15 protein-coding genes are annotated in these 16,332 nt (G+C 70.1%); 10 read left to right on the forward strand and 5 right to left on the reverse strand.

Annotated features, from left to right (window positions below; translation table 11 throughout):
- Window positions 1-40 precede the first annotated feature (40 nt).
- The 3 genes from RV986_RS46305 to RV986_RS46315 all read left to right on the forward strand — a co-directional run bounded on the left by RV986_RS46305 (window position 41) and on the right by RV986_RS46315 (window position 2,630).
- Window positions 41-550 (forward strand): flavin reductase family protein, encoded by a 510-nt coding sequence (locus tag RV986_RS46305; RefSeq protein ID WP_475923096.1) that lies wholly within the window; start codon window positions 41-43, stop codon window positions 548-550.
- 242 nt (window positions 551-792) lie between these two features.
- On the forward strand, window positions 793-1,578 hold the full coding sequence (locus RV986_RS46310) for an electron transfer flavoprotein subunit beta/FixA family protein (protein WP_475923097.1): 786 nt from the start codon (window positions 793-795) through the stop codon (window positions 1,576-1,578).
- Between the two features lie 77 nt (window positions 1,579-1,655).
- Entirely contained in the window at window positions 1,656-2,630 is a 975-nt protein-coding gene (locus RV986_RS46315) for an electron transfer flavoprotein subunit alpha/FixB family protein (RefSeq protein WP_475923098.1), read from the forward strand.
- 66 nt (window positions 2,631-2,696) lie between these two features.
- Here the strand turns inward: RV986_RS46315 and RV986_RS46320 are convergent, their stop codons facing one another.
- Window positions 2,697-3,587, reverse strand: coding sequence for an endonuclease/exonuclease/phosphatase family protein (locus tag RV986_RS46320; protein ID WP_475923099.1), 891 nt, complete (start codon window positions 3,585-3,587; stop codon window positions 2,697-2,699).
- A 183-nt stretch (window positions 3,588-3,770) separates the two neighbouring features.
- On the opposite strand from RV986_RS46320, the gene RV986_RS46325 reads away from it, so the two are divergent.
- Window positions 3,771-5,075 (forward strand): DUF6986 family protein, encoded by a 1,305-nt coding sequence (locus RV986_RS46325; protein WP_475923100.1) that lies wholly within the window; start codon window positions 3,771-3,773, stop codon window positions 5,073-5,075.
- Window positions 5,076-5,087: 12 nt separating this feature from the next.
- On the opposite strand, the gene RV986_RS46330 is transcribed toward RV986_RS46325, so the two are convergent.
- Both RV986_RS46330 and RV986_RS46335 read right to left on the reverse strand, forming a co-directional pair.
- Complete coding sequence (locus RV986_RS46330; protein WP_475923101.1) at window positions 5,088-5,900, reverse strand: hypothetical protein; 813 nt, start codon at window positions 5,898-5,900, stop codon at window positions 5,088-5,090.
- Between the two features lie 3 nt (window positions 5,901-5,903).
- Window positions 5,904-6,968, reverse strand: a complete 1,065-nt coding sequence (locus RV986_RS46335; protein ID WP_475923102.1) for a LacI family DNA-binding transcriptional regulator — start codon at window positions 6,966-6,968, stop codon at window positions 5,904-5,906.
- Between the two features lie 220 nt (window positions 6,969-7,188).
- Between RV986_RS46335 and RV986_RS46340 the strand changes: the two genes are divergently transcribed.
- Window positions 7,189-8,148 carry an ROK family protein gene (locus RV986_RS46340; RefSeq protein WP_475923103.1) on the forward strand — a complete coding sequence of 320 codons (960 nt, stop codon included), beginning with the start codon at window positions 7,189-7,191 and terminating at the stop codon, window positions 8,146-8,148.
- Between the two features lie 424 nt (window positions 8,149-8,572).
- Here the strand turns inward: RV986_RS46340 and RV986_RS46345 are convergent, their stop codons facing one another.
- Window positions 8,573-10,606: an NPCBM/NEW2 domain-containing protein gene (locus RV986_RS46345; RefSeq protein WP_475923104.1), complete on the reverse strand. Its 2,034-nt coding sequence runs from the start codon at window positions 10,604-10,606 to the stop codon at window positions 8,573-8,575.
- 266 nt (window positions 10,607-10,872) lie between these two features.
- On the opposite strand from RV986_RS46345, the gene RV986_RS46350 reads away from it, so the two are divergent.
- From RV986_RS46350 to RV986_RS46360, 3 genes are read left to right on the forward strand one after another with little or no spacing between them, the layout of a single operon-like run.
- Window positions 10,873-12,141, forward strand: a complete 1,269-nt coding sequence (locus RV986_RS46350) for an ABC transporter substrate-binding protein (RefSeq protein WP_475924673.1) — start codon at window positions 10,873-10,875, stop codon at window positions 12,139-12,141.
- A gap of 21 nt (window positions 12,142-12,162) precedes the next feature.
- Window positions 12,163-13,077, forward strand: coding sequence for a carbohydrate ABC transporter permease (locus RV986_RS46355; RefSeq protein WP_475923105.1), 915 nt, complete (start codon window positions 12,163-12,165; stop codon window positions 13,075-13,077).
- Complete coding sequence (locus tag RV986_RS46360; protein ID WP_475923106.1) at window positions 13,074-14,003, forward strand: carbohydrate ABC transporter permease; 930 nt, start codon at window positions 13,074-13,076, stop codon at window positions 14,001-14,003. The genes RV986_RS46355 and RV986_RS46360 overlap by 4 nt, the downstream gene beginning before the upstream one ends.
- 22 nt (window positions 14,004-14,025) lie before the next feature.
- Here the strand turns inward: RV986_RS46360 and RV986_RS46365 are convergent, their stop codons facing one another.
- Window positions 14,026-14,514 (reverse strand): excalibur calcium-binding domain-containing protein, encoded by a 489-nt coding sequence (locus RV986_RS46365; RefSeq protein WP_475923107.1) that lies wholly within the window; start codon window positions 14,512-14,514, stop codon window positions 14,026-14,028.
- Between the two features lie 185 nt (window positions 14,515-14,699).
- On the opposite strand from RV986_RS46365, the gene RV986_RS46370 reads away from it, so the two are divergent.
- Both RV986_RS46370 and RV986_RS46375 read left to right on the forward strand, forming a co-directional pair.
- Window positions 14,700-14,894, forward strand: a complete 195-nt coding sequence (locus RV986_RS46370) for a hypothetical protein (RefSeq protein ID WP_475923108.1) — start codon at window positions 14,700-14,702, stop codon at window positions 14,892-14,894.
- A 145-nt stretch (window positions 14,895-15,039) separates the two neighbouring features.
- Window positions 15,040-16,080: an NUDIX hydrolase gene (locus RV986_RS46375; protein ID WP_475923109.1), complete on the forward strand. Its 1,041-nt coding sequence runs from the start codon at window positions 15,040-15,042 to the stop codon at window positions 16,078-16,080.
- Window positions 16,081-16,332 lie beyond the last annotated feature (252 nt).

Here is a 16,332-nt window from a genome sequence, read left to right on the forward strand (position 1 = left end):
CGACGGACCCGATTGTCACCACTCGCAGAAGGACAACTCCATGACGGCCACGCCCGACCTCGGCACTGCTCGGCTCGCCTCTCCCGACCTGCTGCGCTCCGTCTTCCGGCAGCACGCGGCCGGTGTGGCCGTGATCACGGCCCACGGTGACGCGGGCCCCGTCGGCTTCACCGCCACCTCGCTCAGCTCGGTCTCCGCCGAGCCCCCGATCGTCTCCTTCGGCATCGGGGTCGGCGCCTCCAGCTGGCCCGCGATCTCCGAGTCCGACCATGTCGGCGTCCACATACTCGGCGAGCACCAGCAGGAGCTCGCGGCCACCTTCGCCCGCAGCGGCGCCGACCGCTTCGGCGCGCCCACCCGTTGGCGTAAGGGCCCGGAGAGTGTTCCCGTCCTCGACGGCGTGCTGGCGTGGCTGGTGTGCCGGGTCGTGGCGCGGGTCCCGGCGGGGGACCACCGCATCGTGCTGGCGGAGGTCGTCCTCGGCGATCCCTCCGGCGCGGGCCGTCCGCTGCTGTACCACCAGGGGCGCTTCCACGGGCTCCGCGACTGAACCCGGCCGTGGTTACCGGCGGGTACTACTCGCGAGTCCTACTCGCCGGTCCTACTCGTCGGTTACGCAGCGTTGCCAAGGTCACAGTTCAAAGCGCTTGCTCAGTGGGCATGAACTGGGTGTACTGACGAGTAATATTTCGTTCGGAGCGCGGGCCGCCCCGACCGGGATCGGCCGCTTCAGGCGCCTATGCTGCCTGAAAGAAGGCAGCCCAGACATGACGATGCAGTAGGAGAGCCGGCGTGAGCTTGAGGATCGTTGTCACTGTGAAGTACGTGCCCGACGCCACTGGCGACCGGCACTTCGCCGATGACCTGACCGTGGACCGTGACGACGTGGACGGTCTGCTCTCGGAGCTCGACGAATACGCGGTGGAGCAGGCGCTGCAGATCGCCGACGAAGCGGACGACGCCGAGATCACCGTGCTGACCGTCGGCCCCGAGGACGCCAAGGACGCGCTGCGCAAGGCGCTTTCGATGGGCGCGGACAAGGCCATCCACGTCGAGGACGACGATCTGCACGGCACCGACGCGATCGGTACGTCGCTGGTGCTCGCGAAGGCGATCGAGAAGGCCGGCTTCGACCTGGTCATCTCGGGCATGGCCTCCACCGACGGCACCGCCGGTATCGTCCCCGCCCTGCTGGCCGAGCGCCTGGGCGTTCCGCAGGTCACGCTGCTCTCCGAGGTCTCCGTCGAGGACGGTGTCGTCAAGGGCCGCCGTGACGGCGACTCCGCCTCCGAGCAGCTGGAGGCCTCCCTCCCGGCGGTCGTGTCGGTGACCGACCAGTCGGGTGAGGCTCGCTACCCCTCCTTCAAGGGCATCATGGCCGCCAAGAAGAAGCCGGTGGAGTCCTGGGACCTGGAGGACCTGGATATCGAGACGGACGAGGTCGGTCTGGAGGGTGCCTGGACCAAGGTCGACTCCGCCACCGAGCGCCCGGCGCGCACCGCCGGCACGATCGTCAAGGACGAGGGCGAGGGCGGCAAGCAGCTCGCCGAGTTCCTCGCGGGCCAGAAGTTCATCTAAAGGCCCCGTCGAGGCTCGCTGAACCCCCGACTCGCTGACCGCCCCTCATCTTTCGCAAGCAGGAGAGAAGAAGTCCCATGGCTGAAGTTCTCGTCTACGTCGACCACGTGGACGGCGCCGTCCGCAAGCCCACCCTGGAGCTGCTGACGCTGGCCCGCCGCATCGGTGAGCCCGTCGCCGTCGCGCTCGGCTCCGGTGCCGAGGCCACCGCCGCCGCGCTCGCCGAGCACGGCGCGGTGAAGGTCCTCACCCACGACGCCGCCGAGTACGCCGACTACCTGGTCGTTCCGAAGGTGGACGCGCTGCAGGCCGCGTACGAGGTGGTGTCCGCCGGAGGCTCCCTGGCCGCCGTGCTGGTCCCGTCCTCCGCCGAGGGCAAGGAGATCGCGGCCCGTCTCGCGGTCCGTATCGGCTCCGGCATCATCACCGACGCGATCGACCTGGAGGCCGGCGACGAGGGCCCGGTCGCCACGCAGTCCGCGTTCGCCGCCTCCTTCACCACCAAGTCCCGTGTCGCCAAGGGCACCCCGGTCATCACGGTCAAGCCGAACTCGGCCGCCGTGGAGGCCGCCCCGGCCGCCGGCGCCGTCGAGGCCCTCGCGGTCTCCTTCTCCGAGAAGGCCACCGGCACCAAGGTCACCGCGCGCACCCCGCGCGAGTCGACCGGCCGCCCCGAGCTGACCGAGGCCGCGATCGTGGTCTCCGGCGGCCGTGGCGTCAACGGCGCCGAGAACTTCTCGATCATCGAGGCGCTCGCCGACTCCCTCGGCGCGGCCGTGGGCGCCTCGCGCGCCGCGGTGGACGCCGGCTGGTACCCGCACACCAACCAGGTCGGCCAGACCGGCAAGTCCGTCTCGCCGCAGCTGTACATCGCCTCCGGCATCTCCGGTGCGATCCAGCACCGCGCCGGTATGCAGACGTCCAAGACGATCGTGGCGATCAACAAGGACGCCGAGGCGCCGATCTTCGACCTCGTCGACTACGGCGTGGTCGGTGACCTCTTCGAGGTCGTCCCGCAGCTCACCGAGGAGATCAAGACCCGCAAGGGCTGATCGTCGAGCCCGGCTCCGGCTGTACGAGGCCCCTGCGACCGCCCGCGCGGTCGCGGGGGCCTCGGCTCATGCCAGGGTCAGTGTCGCCTGCACGGGCAGATGGTCGCTGGGGAACTGACCGTGCGCCGAGAACGTGTTGATCGCCGCCCGGTGCACGGTGATCCCGGGCCGGACCAGGATCCAGTCGATACGGTCGCCGTCCGGCTTCAGTGGTTTGTAGCCGTGGAAGGTGGCATACAGGCCGCTGCGCTCGGCCGTGGTGTCCCAGGTGTCGACCAGCCCGGCGCCCAGCATGGTGTCGTAGACGGGGTTCTTGTGGGCGGGGGCATTGAAGTCGCCGGTCACGACGAGCGGCAGAGCGGTGTCGAGACGCGCGATGCGTTGGGAGATCAAACTCGCGGCACGCGCGCGTGCGTACTGACTCGCGTTGTCCAGATGGGTGTTGAGCGCGTAGAACTCCTGTGCGTCGCGCAGATCGCGGAAGCGGACCCAGGTGACGATGCGCGGGAAGGCCGCGCCCCAGGTGTTGGAGCCGATCAGCTCGGGGGTGTCGGAGAGCCAGAAGCTGTCGTGCTCGACCGGGGCGAGACGGCGGGTGTCGTAGAAGATCGCCACCGACTCGTCGTGGCTGCCGCCCTCGCGGCCCGTGCCGATCCAGTCGTAGTGCGGTCCGAGGTCGGAGTCGATGTCGCGCAGTTGCTGGTAGAGGCCCTCTTGGGTGCCGATGACGTGGGGCGATTCCCGGCGCAACAGCTCACGCATCACCGGGCGGCGCGCGACCCAGCTGTTGGGCTCGGCGGTGCTCGCGAAACGCAGGTTGAAGGTCATGACTTCCAGACGGTGGCCACCGCGCCGACTGGCGGAGGCGGACGCCGTGGTGAGCAGCGGTACGGCGACCGCGGCGGCCACCACGGTCCGCAGACCCATGCGTCTCGTCACTCTGCGGGTGTTCGACATGTGTGATCCCCTCCCCTCCAGGCCAGCATGAGGGGTGTGTACCGCGACGCGAAAGAAGGCCTGGGGCGGGAGATGCGCGCGACGGGCCACGCCGTGGACAGGTGTTGACCAGCGGGAAGCGTGCTGGATAACTTCGCTCTACGGATTGTTGATTCCGTGCAGCGGAAAACTGGAGGGTGTGGGATGGGTCAGGACCGGCAGGAGAACGTGGCGACGAGTCTCGCGGGCGCCGTCAGCGAGGAGATCAGCGCCTCCCTCGCCCCGGTCGACGCCGAACTGGAGCGCCGCTACCCCGGAGACCCCGGCACCCGGCAGCCCGTCCACACCGTGTACGTCCCCGGTGACGTGTTCGCCGCCGACACGATCCGCTCCTGGGGCGACCGCGCGCTCGCCGCCCTCGACGAACACGCCCCGGACGCCGCCTCCTTCGCCGCCGTGCTCGGCCTGGCCGAAGACCTCGCGGAGCCCGTGTACGGCCGCGTACGGGCCAAACTGGAGCGTGAGCCCATCGAGGACCTGCGGGTCGACTTCGAGGACGGCTACGGCCCGCGCCCGGACGCCGAGGAGGACGAGACCGCGGCCCGCGCGGCCCGCCTCGTCGCCGAGGCCCACGAGAACGGCACGGCGGCCCCGTACATGGGCATCCGTATGAAGTGCATGGAGGCGCCGGTACGCGACCGCGGCATCCGCACCCTCGACATCTTCCTCACCGGCCTCATGGAGGCGGGCGGCCTGCCCGCGGGCCTGGTCCTGACCCTCCCCAAGGTGACGTACGCCGAGCAGGTCACGGCGATGGTCCGGCTCCTGGAGGAGTTCGAGAAGGCGCGCGGCCTGGAGCCCGGCCGGATCGGCTTCGAGATCCAGATCGAGACCAGCCAGGCGATCCTCGCGACCGACGGCACCGCGACCGTCGCCCGGATGATCCAGGCCGCCGGGGGCCGCGCCACCGGCCTGCACTACGGCACCTTCGACTACAGCGCCTGCCTCGGCGTCAGCGCCGCCCACCAGGCGAGCGACCACCCGGCCGCCGACCACGCCAAGGCGATCATGCAGGTCGCGGCCGCGGGCACCGGCGTACGTGTCTCGGACGGCTCCACCAACGTCCTGCCGGTCGGCCCGACCGACCAGGTCCACGACGCCTGGCGGCTGCACTACGGCCTCACCCGACGTGCCCTGGCCCGTGCCTACTACCAGGGCTGGGACATGCACCCCGGCCACCTCCCCACCCGCTACGCCGCCGTCTTCGCCTTCTACCGCGAGGGCTTCGCACAGGCCGGCGGCCGCCTCGCCCGCTACGCCCACCACGCCACCGGCGACATCATGGACGAGCCCGCCACCGCCAAGGCCCTCAGCGGCTATCTGCTCCGCGGCCTCGACTGCGGCGCCCTGGACATCGCGGAGGTGGCGAGGGTGACGGGCCTGACGAGGGCGGACCTGGAGGGTTTTGCCGTGCCGCGGCGAGCGGATCTTACGATTTCGGCCAAGTAGAGCGCCCCGTTTTCAGGGGCGCGGGGAACTGCGCGACCAGCCACATACGGCCCGCACTCTGGCGACGGAGCGCCCCGCCCGTACGTACTTCTCCAGACCGGAGGCAGTGGTCAGCCCCTCTTCGGCGAACAGCCGAGTCCCCCGCGCACAGAGCGCGGCGTCACCGCGCGCCCGGGCGCAGAACTCCTCCGGCGTCTGCCCGAACAACTCCCGCAGCCGCGCCGATCCGGCGAGCAGCGAGGCGAGCAGCGGGCGCTCGCCGGGGTGCGGGCGAGGTGCTCCGGAGCCGTTGTGGAGCACTCCGCGGCGGTTGACGTACGCGTGGGCGCCCGGCAGGAGTTCACCGGAGTCCAGCTCGATCCGCACGTCGGAGGCGGGCAGCCACGCCCGGTCGTACGGTCCGTCGGCCGCCTGGACGCCCTCGCTCGCGTCCACCACCGCGAGCTGCGCCGCGTCCAGCCAGGTCAGGAACAATTCGCCGACGGCACCCGGCGCGTGGAACGGCGACGCGGACACGTACCCCATCAGACTCACATGGGCCGAGACGCCGACGCCGATGCCGTCGACCCGCGCCTTCACCATCGGGATCGTGCCGGGCGCCCCGTGCCGGGCCATCTTGTGCCGGAGTTGGGCCGGGCTGGCGTTGGAGCCGACCGCGAGGACCGGGACGCGGTCCTCGTACACCCGGTGGGTGAGGGGCAACAGCCGGTCCCCGTCGAGGAGTCCGGACTCCTCGGGCCACACGCCCGGGTAGCTCAGCGGGTGGTCGCGGGGCGCCTCGGCGAGACCGAGTGCTTCGAGGGTGCGCGGGTCCGGAGCGGCCACGGCTCAGTCCGCGGGCGGCAGTTCGCCCGAGCCGCGGGTGATCAGACGGGTGGGGAGTTCGATGCGCTCCGGGGTGATGAGGGTGCCGTCGAGCTGGCGGAAGAGGCGCTCGGCCGCGGTGCTGCCGAGGGTGGCGGCGTCCTGGGCCACGACGGTGACGCCGGGCTGGAGGAGGTCGGCGAGCTCGATGTCGTCGAAGCCGACCAGGGCGACGGGACGGCCGCGCTCGGCGATGACACGGACGACCGTGACCGTCACGCGGTTGTTGCCGGCGAAGACCGCGGTGACGGGGGACGGGCCGCGGAGCATGTCCTCGGCCGCCCTGCGCACCCGCTGCGGATCGGTGACGCCCAGGGACATCCAGTCGTCCTCGACCGGTATGCCCGCGTCCTCCATGGCCGCCCGGTAACCGCGCAGCCGCTCGGCGGCGGTGTGGATGCGGGGCATGTCGCCGATGAAGCCGATCCGGCGGTGCCCGTGGGCGATCAGATGGGCGACGCCGTCGCGGGCCCCGCCGAAGCTGTCGGACAGGACGACATCGGCGTCGATCCGGCCCGCCGGGCGGTCCACGAACACCGTGGCGACACCCGCTTTGATCTCGGGCTCCAGATAGCGGTGGTCGTCACCGGCCGGGATGATGACCAGCCCGTCCACGCGGCGCGCGCACAGGGCGAGGACCAGTTCCTGCTCACGGTCCGGGTCCTCGGCGCTGGAGCCGTTGATGAGCAGGGCGCCATGGGCGCGGGCCACCTCCTCGACCGCGCGGCTGAGGGGGCCGTAGAAGGGGTCGGCGAGGTCCTCCAGGACGAGGCCGATGCTCGCGGTGCGGCCCTTGCGCAGCACCCGGGCGCTGTCGTTGCGGCGGAAACCCAGCGCGTCGATGGCCTCCTGGACGCGGCGCTCGGTGTCCGGGGTGACCCCGGGCTCACCGTTCACGACCCGTGAGACCGTCTTGAGGCCCACCCCGGCGCGTGCGGCCACGTCCTTCATGGTCGGACGGTTGCCGTAGCGGTTCTCGGATCGACGGGCGGTCTCTGCCACGATGCGCTGTCCTGTCCTGTCGTCCACGGTTTCCGTCGCCCGAGGGTCGGATCCCGGCGTTCACGGGCTCTGTTGTCCACGGGGGTGCGTCGGTCCATGGGGTTGTATGAGGATGTGGCGTCGAGCATAGAGCCTGGACAACGTTGTCAGATGCGTAGGACACTGTCCACCGCAATCTCCGGCCCGCGCCCCCCTTCGCGAGACCGGACTGCCCTTTTCACAAGGTTCACCGGGAGAACTGACACTGATGCACACCGACCTCGTGGCCGCGCTCGACATCGGCGGCACCAAGATCGCCGGAGCGCTGGTGGACGGCCACGGCCGTATCCTCCTGCGCGCGCAGCGCGCGACGCCCGCGCAGGAGGACGGCGACACCGTGATGGGGGCCGCCGCGGACGTGCTCGGCGAGTTGACCGGGTCGCCGCTGTGGGACCGTGCGGGGGCCGTCGGCATCGGCAGCGCGGGCCCGGTGGACGCCTCCGCGGGCACGGTGAGCCCGGTGAACGTGCCGGGCTGGCGCGACTACCCGCTGGTCGAGCGGGTCCGTGCCGTGACGGGGGACCTGCCCGTCGAGCTGATCGGCGACGGGGTGGCCATCACGGCGGCCGAGCACTGGCAGGGCGCCGCACGCGGCCACGACAACGCGCTGTGCATGGTGGTGTCGACGGGTGTCGGCGGCGGGCTGGTACTGAACGGGCAGCTCCACCCCGGTCCCACGGGCAACGCGGGCCACATCGGGCACATCAGCGTGGACCTGGAGGGCGATTCCTGCCCGTGCGGTTCGCGCGGCTGCGTGGAGCGCATCGCGAGCGGTCCGAACATCGCGCGGCGGGCTTTGGAGGGCGGCTGGCGGCCCGGGCCCGACGGCGACACCTCGGCGGCCGCGGTGGCCGCGGCGGCGCGCGAGGGCGACTCGGTGGCCGTGGCCTCGTTCGAACGCGCGGCGCGGGCGCTGGCGGCGGGTATCGCGGCGACCGCGACCCTCGTCGAGATCGACATCGCCGTCATCGGCGGGGGCGTGGGCAAGGCCGGTGACGTGCTCTTCGACCCGCTGCGCAAGGCGCTGGGCGACTACGCCACGCTCTCCTTCGTGCAGCGGCTGACCGTGGCACCCGCCCTGATGGGCACGGACGCCGGTCTGGTCGGCGCGGCGGCGGCCGCGCTCAGCAGGAAGCCGAGCGCGAGCGCGGCCCGGGTCGCGGGCTGAGTGCCGCCCCGGACCGCGGCTGATCGGTCGGGGCCGGTCCGCCCGTAGGGTCGCGGGCCGATGGTGCGAGTCGGGCGGCCGATCGCGTGAATCGGCGGCTGATCGTGCGATCAGCCGCCGACTGGCGCGTCCGGGTCGGTGCGCCGACCGGAGTCGCGGGTGATCCGGCGGGGGTGGGTCGAGCGCGGGTGCGGCTCAAGCCGGTGACCGGGCTTGCGGTCCGGGATCGATGTCCCCCGAGGAGCCTCCTGGGTAGTTCCCCGGGGCGGTCGGCTCGGCCCCGGTCGGGCCGAGTGCTTCGGTCGCGGTCGCAAGGTCCGGGCCGGAGTGTCGGCCGGGGCCGGGTCGACGGCCGGAACGGGGCTGATCGGCCGGGCCGTCGGTCGATGCCGAGCCGGCGGAGACCCCCGGCTCGGCGTACCGATCAGCAGGTCAGCCGTGCGTCCGCCCAGTCCGCGTGGTCGGAGTCGATGCCGTTGCCGCCGTCGGTGACGACGAGCCGGACCACCTGGGCGCCGGTCACGTCGGCCGAGAGCGGCTGGGCCGGCAGCGCGTTGGTGAGGACCCCGGTGGAGGCGACCAATGTGTCGTCCGCCCAGATCTCGAAGGCGACGGTGCCGTTGGCGCCCTTCTCGTCGTCGACACCGACGTCCGCGGTGACGGTCTCGCACCGCTTGCCGGTGTAGTACTCGACGGCGCTCGGGGCGTGCACGCCGAGCCCCTTGGCGTAGACGACTCCGCCGAGAGTGATCGGATGGCCGTCGCCCGCCGCGCTCTCCCCGTTGCTGGTGTTGCGCTCGACCGGACCGTATCCGTTGGTCGTCGACAGCCAGGGCAGGTCTCCCAGGGAGGAGACCCCCGATGGCGGGGCCACCACCACGGTCGCGTTCAGCGGCAGTGTGCTCTCGGCGCGTGCCCCCGCCGGTGAGCGGTATGTGGCCTTCAGGGTCAGGTCGTACGCGCCCGCGGGCGTGCCGTCGGGCACGGTGACCCGCCAGCCCGTACGCAGCGAACGGCCGGTCGGTACGGAGCGGGCGCCGGCCGGCGAGGTGGGTGCGACCCTCCAGCCCGTCGGCCCGTTCAGCGTCACCGAGACGTGTTTCGCGGGGGTACGGCCGAGGTCGGTGACCGTCGAGGTCAGCGAGACCGTCTGGCCGGCCTCCACCAACGGGGTTTTGTCCAGGCCGAGTTCGACGGCGGGCGGGTTCTTGGCCCACCGGTGGTCGGCCGCGACGCGGACGAGGACCGTGCCGTGCGCGGGGACGGTCGCGGAGATGGCGCCCGCGGTGTTGTAGCTGCGGTGCTGCCACAGGTCGCGCAGGGTGTAGGCGGGGGCGGCCGGCAGACCCACGGCGCTCGCGGTGGTGGCGATGCGCCGCGCGCCGCCGGTCTCGTTGAACAGCGCCACCGCCCGGCTGCCGTCCTTCATCTCCTTGGCGACGACCCAGCCGCCGCCCTCGGAGGAGAGCACCGTGCCCTGCTTGCCCAGCGGGTCCTGGTCGACCGCGATGACCTCCTTGTTGTCGAGGATGTCGAAGGTGGCGGCGGAAGCCTTGCGCAGGTCGGAGCCGATGAGCAGCGGCGCGGCCATGACCGACCACATGGAGAAGTGCGAGCGGTACTCGGTGTCGGTCATGCCGCCGTTACCGACCTCCAGCATGTCCGGGTCGTTCCAGTGGCCGGGGCCGGCGTACGCGGCGAGCGGCAGGTTCTGCTTGAGGATCGACAGCATGGAGCCCCAGCTGTCGCTGATGTCCCCGGTCGTACGCCACAGGTGTCCGACGTCCGAGGCCCATTCCCAGGGTTTGTTCTCGCCCCACTCGCAGATGCTGTAGACGATGGGGCGACCTGTCTTCTCGGCGGCGGCCCCGAGCGCGTCCCGCATGGTCGTGTAGCGCAGCTTGGCGTCCACGCCCTGGTTGTTGCAGTTGTCGTACTTGAGGTAGTCGACGCCCCAGTCCGCGAACTGCTGGGCGTCGCTGTACTCATGGCCGAGCGCGCCCGGGAATCCCGCGCTGTTGCACGTCTTCGTGCCCGCGCTGGTGTAGATGCCGAGCTTGAGCCCCTTGGCGTGCACATAGTCGGCGACCGCCTTGATCCCGTCGGGGAACCGCGCGGGGTCGGGCACCAGCCTGCCGTCCGCGTCCCGGGACGGCAGGGCCCAGCAGTCGTCCAGGTTGACGTACTGGTACCCGGCGTCCTTGAGCCCCTTCTCGACGAACAGGTCGGCGATCCCCTTGACCATGCTCTCGTTGAACTCGGCACGGCAATGCGTGGAGTTCCAGTTGTTGAAGCCCATCGGAGGGGTGAGGGCGAGGCCGTCGGTCAGGCCGGGGGAGACCGGGGCCGCGGGGGCGGCGGCCAGCGCCGGCGCGGCGAGGCCCGTGGTGCACAACAGCCCTGCGGCGAGCACTCCGACCACTCTTCTGCGGGTTGTGCGGGTGTGAAGGTGACGCATCGTTACGTTCCTCCGAACTCGCGAAAGATAGGATGTCTGCATGTCCGCGACAAGCATGCGCGTTTACGGTAGGACCTGTCCAACTCTGTTGGAAGAGAAGTGGTAACGGTTGTTCGATATCCCGTCAGAACCCTTGACGACGCGCCGACATGGGAGTGAGATCGAGCCTCGCGTTCGGTTGTGTTGGGTGGCACCCCGAGGAGGGGGACATGGCACAGTCATCGGTGAAGGGGTTCGTCGTGCCCGAAGGCACGGCAGGACATCGGATGTCCCGGCGAAATCTCTTGCGTGGCACGGCTGTCGGAGCCGGCGCACTCACGCTCCCCGTCCTGCTGTCCGCCTGCGGCGACGGACCCGGCGGAAACAAGAACGAAGTCACCGTGGGGTCCAACGCCTCGGACCCGGTCCCCAAGGAGGCGTACGCGGCGGCCTTCTCGGCGTACGAGAAGAAGTCCGGCAAGAAGGTCAAGGTCAACACCAAGGACCACAACGACTTCCAGGAGAACATCAACCGCTATCTGCAGGGCACGCCCGACGACGTCTTCATGTGGTTCGCGGGATATCGCATGCAGTACTTCGCGGAGAAGGGGCTCCTGCACGAGATCAGCGATGTGTGGAGCGGCTTCACCGGGTTCTCGGACGCCCTCAAGGAGCAGTCCACCCACTCCGGCAAGCAGTACTTCGTGCCGTACTACTACTATCCGTGGGCCGTGTTCCACCGGAAGAGCCTCTTCCAGTCCAAGGGGTACCAACAGCCCAAGACCTGGGACGAGTTCATCGCGCTCGCCAAGCGGATGTCCACGGACGGCACACCGGTCGCCTTCTGCGACAAGGACGGCTGGCCCGCGATGGGCACCTTCGACTACATCAACATGCGGCTGAACGGATACGACTTCCACAAGTCCCTGATGGCCGGCACGGAGTCCTGGACCGACACCAAGGTCAAGAACGTCTTCGACACCTGGCGCGAAGTCATGCCGTACTACCAGAAGGGCGCCCTCGGCCGGACCTGGGAGGAGGCCGGGCAGAGCCTGCAGCAGCGCAGGACGGGGATGGCCGTCTTCGGAATGCCGCACCCCGGCACCCAGTTCCCGGAGAACGAACGCGACGACATCGACTTCTTCGCCTTCCCCGAGATCGACCCGCAGTACGCGCAGGACGCCGTGGAAGCACCCATCGACGGATTCCTGGTCGCCAAGAAGTCCAAGAACCTCACCGGTGCCAAGGCCCTGCTGACATGGCTGGGCACCCCCGCCGCCGAGGACACCTATCTCGCCCTCGACCCCAACAACGTGGCGGTCAACGACGGCGCCGACACCTCCAAGTACAGCGCCCTGCAGAAGAAATCGGCCCAGCTCGTCTCCGGCGCCAAGCAGATCTCGCAGTTCATGGACCGCGACACCCGTCCGGACTTCGCCTCGACCGTGATGATCAAGGCGATCCAGGACTTCATCGGCAATCCGAAGGACGTCGACGGTCTCTGCAACAGCATCGAACGACAGAAGAAGACCATCTTCTCGTCGCCCGTCGGCTGAACACCTGGGGGAAGACGTTCCGTGGCGCTCAACATCCCACGGCGCGCCGGACGGCGGCGGCTGCGGCGGTTCACCCGCCGCGACGCCGTCGTCCTCGGCGTGCTGCTCGGCATACCCGTCCTGCTCGACATCGTCATCGTCTGGGGCCCGACCCTCGCCTCCATCGGGCTCTCCTTCACCTCCTGGGACGGCGTCGGCGACGTCCACTGGGTCGGCGGCGACAACTACAAGAACCTCTTCGAGAACTACCCGGCGTTCTGGCCCGCCGTCCGCCACAACGTCCTGTGGCTGCTCTTCCTCGGCCTGATCGCCACCCCGTTCGGACTGTTCCTCGCGGTACTCATCGACCGCGGAGTGCGCTTCAGCCGCTTCTACCAGTCCGTGATCTACCTGCCGGTCGTGCTCTCGCTCGCCATCGTCGGCTTCATCGCCCAGCTGATCCTCGGCACCGACCAGGGCGTGGTCAACACGATCCTCGACAACCACGAGGACCCGATCGACTGGCTCGGCGACGCGCACCTCAACATCTGGATGATGATGATCGCGGCGAGCTGGCGGCACACGGGCTACGTCATGATCCTCTACCTCGCCGGACTCAAGTCCGTCGACCCGCAGCTGAAGGAAGCCGCCGCCATCGACGGCGCGAGCGACCGCCAGACCTTCTTCCGCGTCGTCTTCCCCACCCTGCGCCCGGTCAACGTCATCGTCGGCGTCATCACCGTCATCGAGGCGCTGCGCGCGTTCGACATCGTCTACGCGGTCAACAAGGGCCGCAACGGCCTGGAACTGCTCTCCGTCCTGATCACCGACAACATCATCGGGGAAGCCAGCCGCATCGGATTCGGCTCCGCCATCGCGGTCGTCCTGCTCACCGTCTCCCTGGGGTTCATCGTGACGTTCCTGGTCCAAGAGCTGCGAGGGGCGCGCGAACGATGACCGCCGACCTCAGCACCGGCGCCCCGGCGCGCCCGGCTTCCGTTCCGGGGAAGACGCCCGCTCCCCGCCGCCGACCGCGCCCCGGCCGCTTCGGCGTCCACATCTTCCTGATGGGCGTCTCGCTCGCCTTCCTCGCACCGCTGCTGCTCGCCGTCTACGCCTCGCTGCGCCCGTACGAGGAGACGGCGCAGAACGGCTACTTCTCCTTCCCGAAGCACCTCTCCTTCGAGTACTACCGCCGTGCCTACAGCGAATCCGGCATGGGCAAGTACTTCACCAACACCCTGCTCATCGCCGTGCCCGCGGTCCTGGTGACCCTCTTCCTCGCCTCGTTCGTGGCCTTCGCCGTGTCCCGGCTGAAACTGCGCGGCGGCCTCGTCCTGCTGATGTTCTTCACCGCGGGCAACCTGCTGCCCCAGCAGGTCATCGTCACCCCGCTGTACGTCCTGTTCAACAAGATCCCGCTGCCCTGGTGGATGTCCGACTCGCTCACGATGTACGACTCCTACTGGGCCGTCATCATCGTCAACATCGGCTTCCAGATGGGCTTCTGCGTCTTCGTGCTGGCCAATTTCATGCGCACGCTGCCGCAGGAGATCCTGGAGGCCGCCATCGTGGACGGCGCGGGCGTGTGGACCCAGTTCTGGCGCATCACACTCCCGCTGTGCCGCCCCGCCCTGGCGGCCCTCGGCACGCTTGAGTTCACCTGGATCTACAACGACTTCCTCTGGGCCCTGATCTTCATCTCCGACCCCGACAAACTCCCCATCACGTCCTCCCTGAACAACCTCCGCGGCCAGTTCTTCACGGACTACAACCTGCTGGCCGCGGGCTCGGTCCTGGTGGCGCTCCCGACGATCCTCGTCTTCCTGCTGCTGCAGCGGCACTTCGTCGCGGGCCTGACCCTGGGGTCGACCAAGGGCTGATCGGAACAGGGCCGATCCGGCGTCACTCGCAGCCGACGCCGTCCCCGTCACGGTCGAGGTGGGAGCCGTAGCCGGGGTCTCCCACGTGCACGGGAGCGGCCCCGGCCGCGCGGGCGGCGGCACAGTTCTCGTAGTACACGGAGCCCCCGCCGCCGCTGTTGTCGCTGCCGCTGTCGTCGGCGCCGTTGTCCGCGACGGCGGGCTGCGCGGTGACCGTCGCGCGTACGGTCTTCGTGGCCCGTACGGTCACGGTGGCGGCGGGCTTCGCCGTGACCGTCGCCGTAGCCGTTTCCGTCGCGGTCGCCGTGGCGGTGACGGTGGCGGTCGGACGGGGCTCGGCCGCGGCCGTCTCGGTGCTGTCCCCGCCGCTCTCGCCGATGCCGACGCCGACGAAGAGGGCCAGGGCGAACGCGGGCAGGACGTAGCGCTTGCGCGCCCATCCCGGGGCGGTGCGGGGTGCCGTGGTGGGTGCGGTGGGTGTGGTGGGTGGTGTGGTGTACGGGTTGGTCATTTCGTCCCCCTGAGGTGTTTCGGGTGGGATGACGGTAGTGCTACGGATGTGCCCGAAGGGGAGAAGCGAGAGTTGCGTGACCCACCCGTGACGCGCCGTCACCCGGAGTGACTTGACGTCGGGCCGAGCACGACTCCTCGTCGCCCCGCCCGTGACTCCTCGTCGGATTCGGAGTTGAACCGGGCATGAAGAAGCGCAGCATGCTCGCCATCGCCTCCCTCGCCACCGGGTTCGTCGTCGCGGCGATCACCCCGTCCCACGCCCTCGACGGCGACGCCGTGGGCGATCTGCACGTCCAGGACACGCTCAGCACCCTCGACCACACCCTCAGCAGCGAAAGTCTGGCCGTGGACGACACCGCGCAGGGCCGGAACGACTGAGCGGGAAGGTCCGACAGTACGGCGCCGGGGCCCATGGGACGGGGCACCGGCGCCGCGCTGTCTGCCTCCCTCATCAGCGGCTGGTTTCCGTGGCAGGGTGGAGCGGGCAAGCCACAGGGGGCCAATAGAAGAGGGGGAACTGTCCGTGATCGTCTGGATCAACGGAGCGTTCGGTGCGGGGAAGACCACCACCGCACGGGAACTGATCGAACTGATCCCGAACAGCACGCTCTTCGACCCCGAGGTCATCGGCGGCGAACTCGCGCACCTGCTGCCGGCCAAACGCCTCGCCGAGGTCGGCGACTTCCAGGACCTGCCGATCTGGCGGCGCCTGGTGGTCGACACCGCGGCCGCCCTGCTCGCGGAGCTCGGGGGCGTTCTCGTGGTTCCCATGACCCTGCTGCGCCAGGAGTACCGCGACGAGATCTTCGGCGGCCTCGCCTCGCGCCGGATCGAGGTGCGCCATCTCCTCCTCGCCCCGGCGGAAACGATCCTGCGCGCGCGCATAGCCGACCGTGAGATACCCGAGGACCTGCCCGACGGCGAGATACGCGTGCGCCAGTGGTCCTACGACCACATCGAGCCCTATCGCGCGGCGCTCGCCTCCTGGCTCACCGCCGACGCCCACCCCGTCGACACCAGCGCCCTCACCCCGTACGACACCGCACTGCGTATCGCGGAGGCCGTGCGCACCGGGGACGCGACCGTGTGCGACATCGTGCAGACCCCCGAACCCACCTCCGAGACCGTGGCCGCCGGGGTGCTCCTCTTCGACGAGCAGGACCGGGTGCTGCTCGTCGACCCGACGTACAAGGCGGGCTGGGAGTTTCCCGGTGGTGTCGTCGAACCGGGGGAGGCTCCCGCGCGCGCGGGCATGCGCGAGGTCGCGGAGGAGACCGGCATACGGCTCGACGACGTACCCGGTCTGCTGGTGGTGGACTGGGAGCCGCCCGCGCCTCCCGGATACGGCGGTCTGCGGCTGCTCTTCGACGGGGGCCGCCTCGACTCGGCCGAGGCCCGCCGACTGCTGCTGCCCGGCCCCGAACTGCGTGCCTGGCGCTTCGTCACCGAGCGGGAGGCCGCCGACCTGTTGCCGCCCGTGCGCTACGAACGGCTGCGGTGGGCGCTGCGGGCGCGCGAGCGCGGGGCGCCACTCTATCTGGAGGCCGGGATACCGCTCGGCTGACGTCGACGCCGGGCCACCCCTCGGCTGATGTTGACGGTGTACGGCCACAAGGTGTGCCGGCCGCGCCGATGGTCAACGGCGCCCGGAGCGGGGGCCGTTGAACGTATCCGGCGGAAATGTCGACCGCCCCACGCCCCTACGCCTCGTGTTTTTGCCCGGCATGTGGGGTTCCTAGAGCGAAGCGAGGGGAAATCGACGCCATCCCGATACGGCCCGGGAACGTACGAAAGCATTTGACAGTCCTACCGTGAA

This window comes from Streptomyces sp. RLA012, from assembly GCF_056270325.1.